We start from the raw sequence: 14209 nt of genomic DNA, 5'->3' as shown, positions 1-14209 counted from the left end.
CGGCTAGCGCAGTCCCCTGGCTGAGACTGTATCAGCTTTCCAGCTATAGACTTTAAATTATACTTAATTGTGAAATTAGGAACAAAAGCGGAGTGGAAGCGGAGATGAAGCGAAGGAAGTAGGGGGTAATTCCTGTTAAGTGAAACTTAACTCCCAGCTTTAGGTGGTAAATGCCTGGAGAGGAGCAAGCATAACCATTATAAACAGCGCGCAGTCATTTCTGCCGCCTCCAGGGCATCTCTTCCCAAGGGATGCGGCGGCCTTGGGGCGGGCCATTCCAGATGTAACACCAGGCACGTAGCTTCCTACCGTCGAGTAATTCCACCTCTACCTCTTTACGCACATATAAATGAGGCACATCTTCGTAATCGTCGAGCTTCTTTACCATCTCAGGGCTAACATAATAGAGCTCGCCCCATACCTTTCCCCCTTCCCCGGGGACGGCGCCCGGGTAGAAGGGGGTAACTTGATAAAGATGGTAGCCGTGCAAAATACCGGTATAAGGGCCCTCAGCGTCAATTGTCCGCATATAATTTCCGTTTACACTGGTCAGGGTACCGTAGACAAAAACTGGGATCTTTCTGTTCTTGACAAACAGAACATCACGCTGCCAGCTCTTCATATAGTAGGAGCAATTTTTTAAACCCACTCGAGAATCACCTGGTCGCCATCTTTAAGGGGCGAAGTAAACTCGGCCGGTTTATGATTTATTTCCATTCTCAAGGTTCTCTTCCCGGGCGGAGGCGTAGTCTCTATATCCAAGTAAGTGAACAGGTCGGCAAAAATAACCTGGCTAGTTTCTACCAAAAGCTCCACTTCTTTACCATTCAAGGTGATCTTTACCTTTCGCTTTGCTACAGCTGGACCCGTTTCTAAAACATCGCCGTTGTTTATCTTTGCCTGGGGAGTTACGCGTATACCGTTCAACAGTGCCGGCTGGTCGGGTGCTTGTCCTAAATACTTCAGCACGTCAGCTACTGTTTCCAGGGGATTAAATTCTATTTTGGCCTGGTCTGGAACTTCGGCGTCCCGGGAGACCGCGTTGCCATTCATTAAGACAAGGGGTTCCAGAGTCACAGTTTTATTATTAAAAGTGATAGTTTTGGCCTGAAGATTGGGCACCAGGTCTTTCACTGCAGCCCTGGCATCAGCCCCGTTTTCACCAGGTAGAAACTGAATTATGTCGCCTCCTTTAACCAGGTCCTCCAGAGAAGCGGGTTGCCCATTGACTAAAATTTTACCCGGTCTACCCGGTTGGCCTTTAAGGAAATGCAAGCGTCCATTAATCTCCACCCCTATACCCCGCCCCGGCCGGCCATAGAGCTGGCGTACCGGCACCCCCGCGGCGAGCAGGGCCTGGGCTACACTAATTTTGCGCGAAGCTAAAAGCTGGACTGGCCGCCCGTTCACTTCTATTTGGGACAGGGTGAGGCCCTCACGGCGCAGCGCGGTAACCGCAATACCTAGGGGAGTAACAGCCTGGGGTCCGGTAAAACCGGGGTTACCAATAATGTCCGGCAATGCTTCCCGGCCCCGGACTGCCACCCTCTCTTCCGGCAACTCCAGCTGTCGAGCCAAGGTAGGGGCCAAACCCGGCGTAAGACTACCTCCGCCGATGAGTAGGACAGCCTGGGGTGGTTTGCCGTTAAGAAGCAAGATCTGTTCGGCAATCTGGCGGGCCAACTCCACGATGGCCGGCTGGAGAAGTTCAATGATCTCTTTAGCAGGTAACTCTCTCTTGTTACCCACAATATCCACGAAGGCGATGTTCTCTTTACGGTTTAGCTGTCTTTTCACTTCTTCAGCAGTGTTGAAATCCAATAATAACCTACTGGCCAGGCTCTCCGTAATTTCATCCCCGGCCGCCGGTACCATAGCATATCCGGTAATACTGCCCTCTTTGGCCAAGGCGATGTCCGAGGTACCGGCCCCGATATCCACCAGAGCGACGTTTAGACCGCGCATAGCAGGAGGGACGGCAATGGCTGCAGCAGCAATGGGCTCTAAAGTGAGGGAGGTCATCTCCAATCCCGCCCGGAGCAGGGCTGAAACCAGGGAATCCACCACTACCCGAGGCAAAAAAGTGGCAATAACCTGCACCCCTATCTTTTGTCCCCGCTGGCCTACTAAATTACCTATGGGATTATCGTCCAGAGTATATTTAATAACGCTGTAACCAACGCAATGGTATTCTCCTGCTTTGTCCCTGCTGTTTAAGATCAAGCTTTCGGCTTCCTGGATGGCATCGGCTTCCAAAGCCAACACTTCTTCCCTCGTTATTTCTTCTGCAGGCGATATTTCCCTCTCGGCGGCTGCTTTCTGGGTTATTAGGGCTCGTCCGGCTGCCGCTACAGCCACTTTTTTTAAAGAGGAACGGATTTTACGCTCCAGTTTTTCCTTTACTTGCTGAATAACAGCTGCCACTTGCGGGACATTATGAATCTGACCGTCCAGCATGGCCCGCTCCTTATGTTCCTGGACCACCGCTGCCCGGAGGCGAAATCTGGAATTCTCGGGAGAAAGGATCACCCCTGCCACTTTGCGCGTCCCTACATCCAGGGCAAAAACAATTTCCTCCACTACTGCTGCACCTCCAATAACCGCCATTTTTTTGGAATTCGCCCTGTAAAGCAAAATTCCTGCCGCAACAGCCGGAGGCATGTCCCCCAGGGAACCTTTAATAAAATATAAAACCCTTCCCTTTGGGGGAAGGGAAGATAGCTAATAACCGGGTGGGTCCATATAAGGCGGGTCCATATAGCCTCCACCATGCTTGTTTACCAAGGAGCGCAGTTGTTCCATTTCCTTTTTTTCGTGTTCTATCATCATGTGGATGATACTACGGACGGCGGGGCTGGGTTCAGCAGCTGCAATTTTAGACCAGAGGGACAACTCCTCTTCATTGAGGCGTAAGACCATGCGTATTTTATCTATCCAGTGCATAACAATCTCCTTTCTCCCTTACTTATCATCTTTTTTCTCTTGCTTCTCTTCTGTTTTTTCTTGCATAGTAAATGGATCGTCATAGGGCGGGTGGTAAGGTGGCGGGTAAGATGGTGGTGGCATGTGGGGTGGCCCAGCCATATACTCCACATGGCCTAGGTGATGATTCCAGAACATGGCCTCACAGGCCTCACCCATTATATGGTGGAGAAGTTTATGTCTGATATTGTGAGAAGGTACCATACTAGCAGCTTCGGCTAATAGCTTGATTTCCTCCAAATTGATATCTAAAGCCCGCCTAACTTCATGATGAATGCTACCGTTCATGGTCAATCCCCCTACAAGGTGGTTTCATTATAGTCTATGCCCCGATTTGCTAAGAGTGATAAAAAAAGGAGCCGGGTTTTCCAATCCCAGCCCCTCTCCAGGGTGAAAGCTCTTGCTTAAAAAATGGCCTTAAAGGCCTTATTAGCAGCAGATATGGTCTTTTCCAGATCTTCCTGGCTATGAACCAGGGAAATAAAAGCTGCTTCGAACTGGGAGGGGGGCAGGTATATCCCCTGCTCCAGCATAGAGCGAAAATAGCGGGCAAAGCGTTCCCCATCCGAGGTTAAGGCGCTTTCGTAGTCCTTGACTTCCTCCCGCGTAAAGAAGACTGTAAACATGCTTCCCACGCGATTTATGGTCACCTCTGCGCCGGCCGCATAAGCCCCTTCGCGCAAACCCTTCTCCAATAGGGCAGCTCTTTCTTCCAGAGCTTCATAAACCCCGGGCTCCCTTAAAACCTTTAAAGTGGCCAGCCCAGCGGTAACCGCCAGGGGATTGCCCGAAAGGGTTCCTGCCTGGTAAACCGGCCCTGCAGGTGCTACTTGCTCCATAATTTCCCTCCTACCGCCATAGGCTCCCACCGGCAAGCCTCCACCGATGATTTTGCCCAGGCAAGTGAGGTCGGGATGTATCTGGTAAAGCTCTTGAGCACCGCCATAGGCCACCCGGAAGCCGGTCATTACTTCATCAAAAATGAGGAGGGAACCATATTTTTGGGTAAGGGCCCGTAAACCTTCTAGAAAACCCGGGCTGGGAGGGACACAGCCCATGTTGCCGGCCACCGGTTCTACAATGACAGCCGCGATCTCCTCCCCCACCTGGCGAAATATTTCTTCCACACTGTTTAAATCGTTGTAGCGGGCTACCAGGGAATTGCTCGCCACTGTGTTAGGCACCCCCGGGCTGGTGGGCACCCCGAAGGTAAGGGCACCAGAACCGGCTTTGATAAGTAGGTAATCGGCGTGGCCGTGATAGCACCCGGCAAACTTAATGATTTTGTCCCTGCCAGTAAAGGCCCGGGCTAACCTTATGGCGCTCATAGTGGCCTCTGTCCCGGAATTAACCAACCGGACCATCTCGATAGAGGGCACAGCCTCGTGAATGGCGCGGGCTAATTCTGTTTCCAGTTCGGTGGGAGCGCCGAAGCTGGTGCCGATTTCTCTCAGGGTCTTTTCTAAAGCAGCTATCACTTCGGGGTGCCTGTGGCCCAGTATGAGGGGACCCCAGGAACCCACATAGTCTATGTACTCGTGCCCATCAATGTCATAAATTTTGGAACCCGTACCGTGGGATATGAAAGGCGGGTTCATACCTACGGCCTTAAAGGCGCGGACGGGACTGTTAACTCCTCCGGGCATCAGTTTCACTGCCTCGGCGTAAGCCTGGGCCGAGCGCGGCCATTCCTTATTCACCAAATTTTCCTCCCCTCTCAATCCATAAAATAGCGCATACTTTCTTTTTTGAGCTCGGCGGTGCTGAAAATGAGTTTATAATTATGGTTCTCAATGGCTTCCGCCAATTTGCTCGCTAAGACCTCACATTCTTCCCGGTTTCGCCCGTGGATCATAGCGAAGAGATTATAAGGCCAGCCGGGACGAGTTTTCCGCTGGTAACAATGAGTTACTTCGGCAAAAGAAGCAAGCTTCTGCCCGGCCGCTTCCAGTTGCTCTTCCGGCACCTGCCAGACAATCATAGCATTGGCGATAATACCGGCTTCCCGGTGGCGCAGGGCAGCCCCGAAACGCCGGATAATCCCTTCCTTTTGCCAGCCCTTAAGATAATCCAGGATTTCTTCTTCCCTCAGGCCCAGTTCCCGAGCCGCCTTTTTAAAGGGGTGAGGCTCCAAAGGGAGATCCCCTTGGAAGAAGCGCACGATCTTTTTTTCCAATTCAGAGAGCGGCCGCTGCATTATCGACCTCGACCTCCAGGTTAAAGTTAACCTTTATTTTAAAGGAGCGCTCAGCCGGGAGTTCCAGAAGATCTGTTAGACCTGTACGCACCTTAATTTCCTCCATCACTTCTTCCAAGTGCTGGCGGCTCGGGCCTATCAAGGTAAACCACATATTGTACTCATGCTCCCGCAAATAATTGTGGGTTATACCGGGGAAGGAATTGACCACCCGGGCCACTTCTTGCAGGCGCTCGGGCGGTACCTTCAAAGCGCAAAGGGTACTCACGTAGCCCAGCCGTCGGAGATCGAAAACGGCCCCTATCCGGCGAATAATACCAGCTTTCTTTAACCTTTCTAGCCTGCTTATAACTTCCTTTTCGCTTAAGTTTAGACGGCGCCCGATTTCCAGATACGGCCGCGTGGTCAAAGGAAATTCTTCCTGGATAAGGTTAAGCAGCTGGCGATCCAGGTTATCCAACTTGTTCCTCCTTTCGCAAGCAGTAACGGCACCAGGGATCTGCCGCCATATAGTCACCAGTGAAACAGTAAGCCCTGGCCCGGCAACCGCCGCAGAGGGAGCGATACCGGCAGTGACCGCAAATCCCGGTATAATTTTGACCTCGTAATTGCTGCAATACGGGGCTTTCCCGCCATAAACGGTCCAGGGGGACCTCCCGGACGTTTCCGATAGTTAAGTTTAAATAAGCACAGGGCTGCAAATCCCCCCGGGGTCCTACCAGGCAATAAGCTATACCGGCCAAGCAACCCCGCTGGTAAGGCAGGCTCATCCCCATTTCCCCGGCTATACGCATAAATTGAGGTGCACAGGTTGGCTTCAATTCAATATTTACCTGTTGTTGTTTGCGCAAGATAACCTTGATGGTCTCCTCATACTGCTCGGCCCTTAGGGTTTCTTCTTCTATGGTAGCAGCCCGTCCGGTGGGCACCAGAAAAAAGAAATGGTGAGCTTTGGCCCCTAAAGATATAGCCAGATCGGTTAACTCTTCTAGTTCCTGGCGGTTCCAGTCGAATACCGTTGTATGCACTTGAAAGGGCAGACCGATCCTTCGGCAGGCTTCCATACCGGCCACAGCCTGCTGCCAGGCCCCTTCCTTACGCCGCAGCCTGTCGTGCTTGTCCGGCTGGCAGCTATCCAGGGAAATTCCTACTGCGCGCACCCCGGCCTGACGCAATTCGTGGGCAAAAGCCGGTGTCAGAAGGGTCCCGTTGCTGCCCAGAACCACTCTTAAACCCCGAGAGCTGGCGTAGGCTACCAGCTCCAGCAAATCGGGACGCATTAGAGGTTCACCGCCGCTGAAGATAAAGATGCGGAAACCAGCACGTACAGCTCCTTCGATAAGCTCTTTGGCTTCAGCTGTGCTCAATTCTTCACTTATTTTGGCTCCGGCATCCCGGTAGCAGTGATCGCAGTAAAGGTTGCATTGATTGGTAGTATTCCAGGAGATTAACATTCCGTAAACCACCTAGCTACGTCCTTGGCAAAATAGGTAATTATCATATCCGCCCCGGCCCGTTTGATAGAAGTTAATACTTCCAGGACTATTTGCTTCTCTGAGAGCCAGCCGTTTAAAGCTGCTGCCTTGATCATAGCATATTCCCCGCTAACATTGTAGGCAGCTAAGGGGCAGTTAAAATTATCCTTTACCCGGCGAATAATATCCAGGTAGGACAAGGCCGGTTTAACCATGACAATGTCCGCCCCTTCTTCCAAATCCCGGGCTATTTCCCGCAAAGCCTCGTTGCTGTTGGCCGGGTCCATCTGGTAGCTGCGCCTGTCGCCAAATTGGGGGGCTGAACCGGCCGCTTCCCGAAAAGGTCCATAGAAAGCCGAAGCATATTTGGCCGCATAGGCCAAAATAGGGGTTTCTGTGAAACCATGAGCATCCAATTTCTCGCGGATAGCCGCTACCCTCCCGTCCATCATATCGGAAGGGGCTACCATATCCGCGCCGGCTTCCACATGGGACAGGGCTGTCCGAGCCAAAAGTTCCAGGGTGGGATCGTTAAGAACTCTCCCCTCATCCACTATACCGCAGTGCCCGTGGCTGGTATATTCACAAAGGCAAACATCAGTGATTACCAGGAGTTCGGGAAACTCCTTCTTGAGCTTGCGCACAGCCCTTTGCACTACACCATCGGAAGCATAGGCTGCCGAGCCGATTTCATCTTTTTCTCCTGGCTCCGGTATTCCAAAGAGGAGCACCGCCGGTATGTTTAAGCTTACGACCTCTTCGGCTTCCCTCAGCAAGTTATCTACCGAAAGTTGGTAAACCCCTGGCATGGAGGGAACCGGATTTTTAATTCCCTGACCTTCAATAACGAAGAGAGGATATATGAGATCGTTAACTTGTAGCTCCGTCTCCCGCACCATAGCCCGCAAAACCGGGTTTTGCCGTAAGCGCCTGAGCCTTATACTGGGAAAACCTGGCATTACTACCTCAACCCCCTTATCTCCTCTTCCGTAAGATAACAAGCCGGATCAGCTTCCCAAAAGTCGCCGGTAACCGCCTCCGCCCGGGCCCGGCAATTGCCGTTACAAATATCCAGCCAGGTGCACTCGCGGCAACGTCCTTTAAGAAGGGGCTTTCTATTCCGCAAACCGGCCAGGATGGGGTGCCTCCCTTCCGACCAGATACGGCTAAAGGGTTCTTCCCGGATATTCCCCACCGTATGGTTGGTGGTAAACTGGTCTGGGTGCACCTTGCCCTCCCAATCAATGGCCCCGATGGCCATGCCACTACGGTTTCCGCCGTTTAGCCGCAAGAGTTCCAAAACAACGGCAGCCCGCTCAGGTTCCTCCTTTTGGAGGCGGAGATAGACGTAAGGGCCGTCGGCATGATTATCTACCGTTAACACTTCTATTTTTTTACCCTTGCGCTTCCAAAGGTGAACCCTTTCCATCAGAGAATCTAAAACTTCCCTGGTTTCCGAGAGTGAAAGGTCCTGTTCTACCAGTTTGCTCCCCCGGCCGCTATAGACTAGATGATAGAAGCACACCCGCGGAATACGTTCTTCTTCTACCAGATATAGAATCTCGGGCAATTGCTTTACATTCTCTTTGCTTAAGGTAAACCGCAGCCCGACTCTTTGCCCGATAGCCAGGCAATGCCGGATACCCTCCAGAGCAGCGTCAAAGGCCCCTTTTTGGCCGCGAAAGTTATCGTGGTCTGTCCCCACGCCGTCCAGGCTAACCCCTACATAGCTCACCCCGAGTTGTTTTAGTTTGTGAGCCACGCCTTTGTCGATAAGGGTACCGTTGGTAGATATTACCATGCGCAGGTTGCGGTCAACTGCATAAGCTATGAGGTCGAAAATGTCCCTGCGTAGCAGGGGTTCCCCTCCTGAGAGGAGCAAAACAGGAACACGAAAAGAGCTCAAATCATCAATAAGGGCCTTGGCTTCGGCGGTGGTCAATTCTTCTGCTGCCGGTTCTGGGGTAGCGGCAGCATAACAGTGGCGGCATCGAAGGTTGCAGGCCCGAGTGCAGTTCCACACTGCCACCGGACCGCTATCCTGCCGCGCTCCAACTTTGGCCCCTTGAGATGCAGAGGTGTAGCGTAAAGTATCGCCAAAGTAGCTCTCGCCGCAGAGAAGTTTAGTTAAACTCAGCAAGTTTTTTACGCCACCTACCTTTCCGGGTCATAATCAGGAGCAAAATAGGCCAAAAGAGCGGTAATTAGCCCCTCCTCCGTATATTCCTTGGCTTCAATAGTTACTTCTAGCCCTGCTTGGCGGGCAGTAGCGCTGGTTATAGGACCTATGCAAGCAATGACCGTCCGGCTCAAAAGTTGGCCTGCCTCCGGGCCTATAATTTCTAAGAAATGGCGCACAGTGGAAGAACTGGTAAAGGTAACGGCGGAGATTTTCCCGGCAGCCAGTAACCTGCGTACTTCTCCTGCCTCAACCGGGGCTCTAATAGTGCGATAGGCAGCGACTTCTATTACTTCGGCCCCCCACTTCTTCAATTCTTCGACCAGTACTGGCCGGGCAATATCTGCCCGCGGCAGCAACACCTTTTGGCCCTTGACCGCAGGTCCCAATCCCTTAACAATAGCTTCAGCCACATATTCCTCAGGTTGGTAATCCACCACCACGCCTCGTTCGGCCAAGGCCCTGGCCGTTGCCGGCCCGATGGCGGCTATTTTGACCTTGCCCAGCCTTCTCACATCCCTACCCTGGGCCAGCATGCGTTCCCAGAAGTAATATACGCCTTTAGCACTGGTGAAGATGATCCAGTCAACTGTCTCTGCCAACCTGACGGCTTCATCTAATAATTCTAAATTCACCGGGGGAGCAGTGGCTATAGTAGGGAATTGGATGACTTCGGCCCCTAAAGCGGTCAAGCGCCTGGCCATTTCTTCCCCTTGAGGCCAAGGCCGCGTAACTACGATCCGGCGGCCGAAAAGGGGTTTTTGTTCCCACCAGGAAAGTTTTTCCCTTAAAGTTACGACTTCACCCACTACGATAATGGCAGGATTACAGAAGGAGGCGCGCTGGGCCTTGGCCTCAATATTGAGCAGAGTTCCTACCAGGGTCTCCTGCTCAGCCCGGCTACCCCAGCGAATTAGAGCCACAGGGGTATCAGGGGAACGGCCGTGGAGCAAAAGCTGGGCAACGATGTGCGACAAATTGGCCATACCCATGAGGAACACCAGGGTATCGGCACTGCGAGCCAGTTCTTTCCAATTAATATGGCTCTCATTCTTATCCGGATCTTCATTGCCCGTAATAATAGCCACTGTGGACGCCAGCCCCCGGTGAGTTACAGGGATACCGGCATACGCCGGTACTGCTATAGCTGAGGTTACCCCCGGCACTACTTCAAAGACGACGCCGGCTTCTTTTAGGGCCAGGGCTTCTTCCCCTCCGCGGCCAAAAACAAAGGGATCCCCACCCTTTAGCCTCACTACTTTCTTACCTTCTTTAGCTAATTTTATAAGAAGGGCATTGATTTCCTCCTGGGACAGGGCATGGCGTCCGGGGACCTTGCCTACATAGATTTTTTCACAACCTTCCTGCGCAAAGTGGAGAACTTCCGGATTAACAAGCCGATCGTAAACTATAACATCCGCCTCCGCCAGACATTCTTTCCCCCGCAGAGTCAAAAGTCCTATGTCTCCAGGCCCGGCCCCTACCAGATATACTTTACCTTTACTTGCGCTCATAGCTACGGCGAACTCCTTTCAAAATAGCTTCAGCTCCCCGCTTAAGTAACTTAGCGGCCAGGCGTTTCCCCACTTCTTCCGGCCGGCTGGCAAGACCCGTTTCCAGGTCACGCAGGAGCTCCCTGCCTTCCAGGCTGGCTACCATCCCCTCTAGAAGAAGACAATCACCTTCTACCCTCCCCAAAGCTGCAACGGGAACCTGGCATCCCCCTTCCAGTTCCCGTAAGAACGCTCGCTCGGCCTGTACACATGCGGAGGTCTCAGGGTGGTTAAAGATTTTTACTAAATCTAGCACCCGTTTATCGTCGGCGCGCGCCTCGATTCCTATGGCACCCTGTCCCACTGCCGGCAAGCAAATATCGTAAGGTAGGTATTCGGTGATGAGGTGGCCTCGCTGGAGGCGCTTTAACCCTGCTGCTGCCAGGACGATGCCGTCCAGTCTTTCTTTTTCCATTTTGGCGAGCCGGGTGGGCACATTACCGCGCAGATCGACTATCTCCAGGTCCGGGCGCCAGTGCCAGATCTGGGCCTTGCGCCGGAGGCTGCTGGTTCCTAAACGCCCTTTTATCGGCAGGCTGGTTAGAGTATAACCTCTAGAGGATAACAACACATCAGCAGGATCTTCGCGAGGACCAATGGCCGCAATGGTTAACCCCGGCGGCAGAACAGTAGGCACATCTTTCATGCTGTGCACCGCAATATCTATGGTGCCCTTTTGTAAAGCCTGCTCTAATTCTTTAGTAAAAAGGCCCTTGTCGCCAATCCGGGCCAGGGCTACATCCAGAATTTTGTCCCCTTGGGTTTTCAAGGTGACCAATTCCAATTGGAGTCCAGGATAAAATTCTTTAAGGGCGGTCATGACCCAGCGGGCCTGCCACCGGGCCAAATCGCTATCCCGAGAACCAACAATCAATGTCTGCTCCATTGCGTCCTCCCCTTTAGCCGCGGTCTACCTTGGAAGTCACCTGTGTTTCCGGTTTAAGGGAAGTTTGCTCTACTTGTAAACCGAAGAGGTTTTGTAACATTTCCACGTAAAGGTGGCCCTGGGGAGTTAAGGCTGCATTTTTTAAGTTCACTACCACATCGTGTAACAAGCGGTTTACGATGGAATTAGCCAGAGAACCGATGATTTTCTTCTCCTGGGCAGAAGGGGTTCCCAGTCGATTAAAAGCCCGCCGGAGTTCAGCCTCTTTAATAGCTTCTGCCTTTTCTTTTAAGGCCACAATGGTGGGTACTACAAAGAGAGAACCCAGCCACTGGAAAAAGCTTTCCACCTCTTCGGCTATAATTCCTTCCGCCCGCTGGGCTGCCTTTTTGCGCTCTTCTAGGTTATTTAAAATGACTTGTTGCAGGTCATCAATATCAAAGAGCCTAACCCCGGGCAATTCACCCACCGCCGGATCAATGTCCCGGGGTACCGCAATATCGATAAGCATTAAAGGAGTATTCTCCCGTCCTTGCCTCGCCCGGGCAACCTGCTCAGCACGGATAATATAATGGCTGGCAGCGGTGCAACTGATTACAATATCGGCCAACGGTAAAACATCTTCTAAATTATCCAGGCGTACGGCTTGACCGCCAATAGTTTGAGCCAGAGCTGCAGCCCGATCGTAAGAACGGTTAGAAACCAAAACAGTTGTAACTCCATTATCCCTTAAATAGCGAGCAGCCAAAGTGCTCATCTTGCCCGCCCCGATAACGAGCACCGTCCGCCCGGTTAATTTCCCTCCAAAGACCTGGCGGGCCAGCTCTACCGCAGCGTAGCTTACGGATACGGTGTTATGATCGATGCGGGTCTCCGTCCTCACCCGCTTGCCCGCAGCGATAGCCTGCTGAAAAAGGTTGTTTAGTATATTATTGGTAACCCCTGTATTGCGGGCAATTTCATAGGCTTCCGCTACCTGGCCTAAAACTTGAGCTTCCCCTAAAATCATGGAATCCAGTCCGGCAGCCACCCTAAAGAGGTGGCGCACGGCCTCATGAAAGGTATAAATATACAGGTAATCCTGTAAAACCGAAAACTCCATATGGCAGCGCTGAGCTAGAAATCCCTTGACAGATTCCAGCCCCTTCTCGGGGACCGAGGTAGTCACATATATTTCGGTGCGATTGCAGGTGCTCAAAATAACATTTCCCTCAATCCCGGCCAGTTCCCTCAAGTTGGTTAGAGCTGCCGGTAACGAATGGCGGGGGAAGGCCAGTTTTTCCCTTATTTCCACCGGAGCTGTACGGTGATTTAAACCTACTACCAGGATAAACATTGGGCAACTCGCTCCCTCGCGGCTTCTTCATCTCCCCGGGCTACTAACTCAAAGAGTACAGCATCTCCAGCTAACTGGCGAAAAGCCCAAGACCGCTTTTTTTGATCATGAGGAAATTTGGCCTTAAGCCACGGGCGCAACTCTCCTAAAAAATTGAGAAAAGTGCTATATTCTTTCCCTATACTTTCTTCCAGGCGTCTTTTTAATAAAGAGGCCAAAGCGGGACTGCGCCCCCCCGTGGAGACAGCTATCTGCAGGTTTCCCCGGCGGACCACTGCCGGTACCAGAAAAGTGCTCTCATTAGGACCGTCAGCCACGTTAACCCATATACCCGCCCTTCGGCAGTCAGCAGCGATGCGAGCGTTAAGCAACCGGTTTCCTGAGGCGGCAAAGACCAGTATCATACCCCGCAAATCCTTGCGCCGGTAACCCCTGGCCCTCCACTCAATGTGGCCCCTCTCAGCTAGCTCAGCTAATGCTGGCGTAACCTGGGGGCTTACCACTGTTACTTTGGCCTCGCCTTGCAGCAATCCCCTTACTTTGCGCTCCCCTACCTCACCTCCCCCCACTACCAAACAAGGACAATCCTTTAACTGCAAAAACAGGGGATAATAACCCATTTAATAGGCACGCACCTTTACAAAATAAGTCAGTTCTTCCAGAATATTACGGGAACGTCCTGGGGGGAGCACTTTAAGATGTTCCCGTGCTTTTTTCAAGTAGCGTTCGGCCATATTTAAAGTGTAGTCAATACCGCCGGAGTCCTGGATAAGTTCAATGGTCTCCGCTATTTCCGCCTCACTTTTAGACGGTTTGGTGAGCAGCAAAGCTAAACGTCGGTGGTGAGGGCTTACCTTTAAGGCATAAATAGCGGGCAAGGTAATTACTCCCTGGCGGAGATCGCTGCCCAGCGGTTTTCCCAGGGTCTCCGGATCAGCCACCATATCTAAAACATCATCGGTCAACTGAAAAGCCATTCCCAGATAACGCCCGTACAGGCGCAAAGCCCTGATTTTCTCCCAACTTCCTCCGGCAGCCACTGCACCCAATTCGCAGCTGGCAGAGATAAGTAGAGCAGTTTTGCGCCTGATCCGTTTAAGGTAATCTCTCACTGTTAGAGCAACAGTAAAGGTTGTCTCCAGCTGCTCCAGTTCCCCCTGAACCATTTTTACACTGACTTGGGCCAGAAGAGAGGGTATACGAGGATCGTCATAAGTGGCTACTAGGAGCAAAGCTCGGGCAAATAAATAGTCACCTGTGTGGAGAGATATTTTTTCTCCCCACCTGGCCCACACTGTAGGGCGGCCCCGCCTTAAAGGCGAGGCATCAATAACATCATCATGGATAAGGGTGGCCATATGGATCATTTCCATAGCCACTGCCAGGGGTAAAAGCTGCTCTAAAGAGCCTCCACAGCATTTACCTCCCAACAGAACAAAAGCAGGTCGCAACCTTTTACCCCCAGCTTTGACCATCTGCCTGGCCACCTGGGTAAGTAAAGGATCAGGAGCTTCTGTCTGCCGCAAAAGCTCTGCTTCTATTGCTTTAAGATCTTCTTGCACTTCCGCTAAGAAACTTAGATTAATCATATTCTTATTATA

At 51.9% G+C, this 14209-nt stretch carries 15 protein-coding genes; all 15 read right to left on the bottom strand.

What is annotated here, in order from left to right; genetic code table 11:
• Positions 1-214: 214 nt before the first annotated feature.
• The 15 genes from AC1BI1_RS11295 to AC1BI1_RS11225 all read right to left on the bottom strand — a co-directional run bounded on the left by AC1BI1_RS11295 (position 215) and on the right by AC1BI1_RS11225 (position 14197).
• Complete coding sequence (locus AC1BI1_RS11295) at positions 215-649, bottom strand: gamma-glutamylcyclotransferase family protein (RefSeq protein ID WP_476717403.1); 435 nt, start codon at positions 647-649, stop codon at positions 215-217.
• Entirely contained in the window at positions 640-2607 is a 1968-nt protein-coding gene (locus tag AC1BI1_RS11290) for a cell division FtsA domain-containing protein (protein ID WP_476717402.1), read from the bottom strand. Before AC1BI1_RS11290 ends, AC1BI1_RS11295 begins: the two co-directional genes overlap by 10 nt.
• Positions 2608-2721: 114 nt before the next feature.
• Positions 2722-2943 (bottom strand): hypothetical protein, encoded by a 222-nt coding sequence (locus tag AC1BI1_RS11285; protein WP_476717401.1) that lies wholly within the window; start codon positions 2941-2943, stop codon positions 2722-2724.
• 18 nt (positions 2944-2961) lie between these two features.
• A complete protein-coding gene (locus AC1BI1_RS11280; RefSeq protein ID WP_476717400.1) occupies positions 2962-3270 on the bottom strand; it encodes a hypothetical protein in 309 nt (102 codons plus the stop codon).
• Between the two features lie 116 nt (positions 3271-3386).
• Positions 3387-4682, bottom strand: a complete 1296-nt coding sequence (gene hemL / locus AC1BI1_RS11275) for a glutamate-1-semialdehyde 2,1-aminomutase (protein WP_476717399.1) — start codon at positions 4680-4682, stop codon at positions 3387-3389.
• 17 nt (positions 4683-4699) lie between these two features.
• Positions 4700-5179 carry a siroheme decarboxylase subunit beta gene (gene ahbB, locus AC1BI1_RS11270; protein WP_476717398.1) on the bottom strand — a complete coding sequence of 160 codons (480 nt, stop codon included), beginning with the start codon at positions 5177-5179 and terminating at the stop codon, positions 4700-4702.
• A complete protein-coding gene (gene ahbA, locus AC1BI1_RS11265; RefSeq protein ID WP_476717397.1) occupies positions 5160-5639 on the bottom strand; it encodes a siroheme decarboxylase subunit alpha in 480 nt (159 codons plus the stop codon). Before ahbA ends, ahbB begins: the two co-directional genes overlap by 20 nt.
• Positions 5632-6633: a putative heme d1 biosynthesis radical SAM protein NirJ2 gene (nirJ2, locus tag AC1BI1_RS11260; protein WP_476717396.1), complete on the bottom strand. Its 1002-nt coding sequence runs from the start codon at positions 6631-6633 to the stop codon at positions 5632-5634. Before nirJ2 ends, ahbA begins: the two co-directional genes overlap by 8 nt.
• The gene (gene hemB, locus AC1BI1_RS11255) at positions 6627-7613 is read right to left on the bottom strand and encodes a porphobilinogen synthase (protein WP_476717395.1); all 987 of its coding nucleotides are present in this window, start codon (positions 7611-7613) and stop codon (positions 6627-6629) included. Before hemB ends, nirJ2 begins: the two co-directional genes overlap by 7 nt.
• A gap of 2 nt (positions 7614-7615) precedes the next feature.
• Positions 7616-8794, bottom strand: coding sequence for a radical SAM protein (locus AC1BI1_RS11250; protein ID WP_476717394.1), 1179 nt, complete (start codon positions 8792-8794; stop codon positions 7616-7618).
• Positions 8795-8808: 14 nt separating this feature from the next.
• Positions 8809-10347, bottom strand: a complete 1539-nt coding sequence (cobA, locus tag AC1BI1_RS11245; protein ID WP_476717393.1) for a uroporphyrinogen-III C-methyltransferase — start codon at positions 10345-10347, stop codon at positions 8809-8811.
• On the bottom strand, positions 10334-11272 hold the full coding sequence (gene hemC / locus AC1BI1_RS11240; protein WP_476717392.1) for a hydroxymethylbilane synthase: 939 nt from the start codon (positions 11270-11272) through the stop codon (positions 10334-10336). The genes cobA and hemC overlap by 14 nt, the downstream gene beginning before the upstream one ends.
• A 13-nt stretch (positions 11273-11285) precedes the next feature.
• Positions 11286-12608, bottom strand: a complete 1323-nt coding sequence (gene hemA / locus AC1BI1_RS11235) for a glutamyl-tRNA reductase (RefSeq protein ID WP_476717391.1) — start codon at positions 12606-12608, stop codon at positions 11286-11288.
• Positions 12593-13228 (bottom strand): precorrin-2 dehydrogenase/sirohydrochlorin ferrochelatase family protein, encoded by a 636-nt coding sequence (locus tag AC1BI1_RS11230; protein WP_476717390.1) that lies wholly within the window; start codon positions 13226-13228, stop codon positions 12593-12595. Before AC1BI1_RS11230 ends, hemA begins: the two co-directional genes overlap by 16 nt.
• Positions 13229-14197 carry a polyprenyl synthetase family protein gene (locus AC1BI1_RS11225; protein WP_476717389.1) on the bottom strand — a complete coding sequence of 323 codons (969 nt, stop codon included), beginning with the start codon at positions 14195-14197 and terminating at the stop codon, positions 13229-13231.
• Positions 14198-14209: the final 12 nt, after the last annotated feature.

Source organism: Thermanaeromonas sp. DSM 22490 (assembly GCF_056378755.1).
Note: the sequence above shows the minus strand (reverse complement) of the source record. Positions and strands in the feature narration are given on the sequence as shown.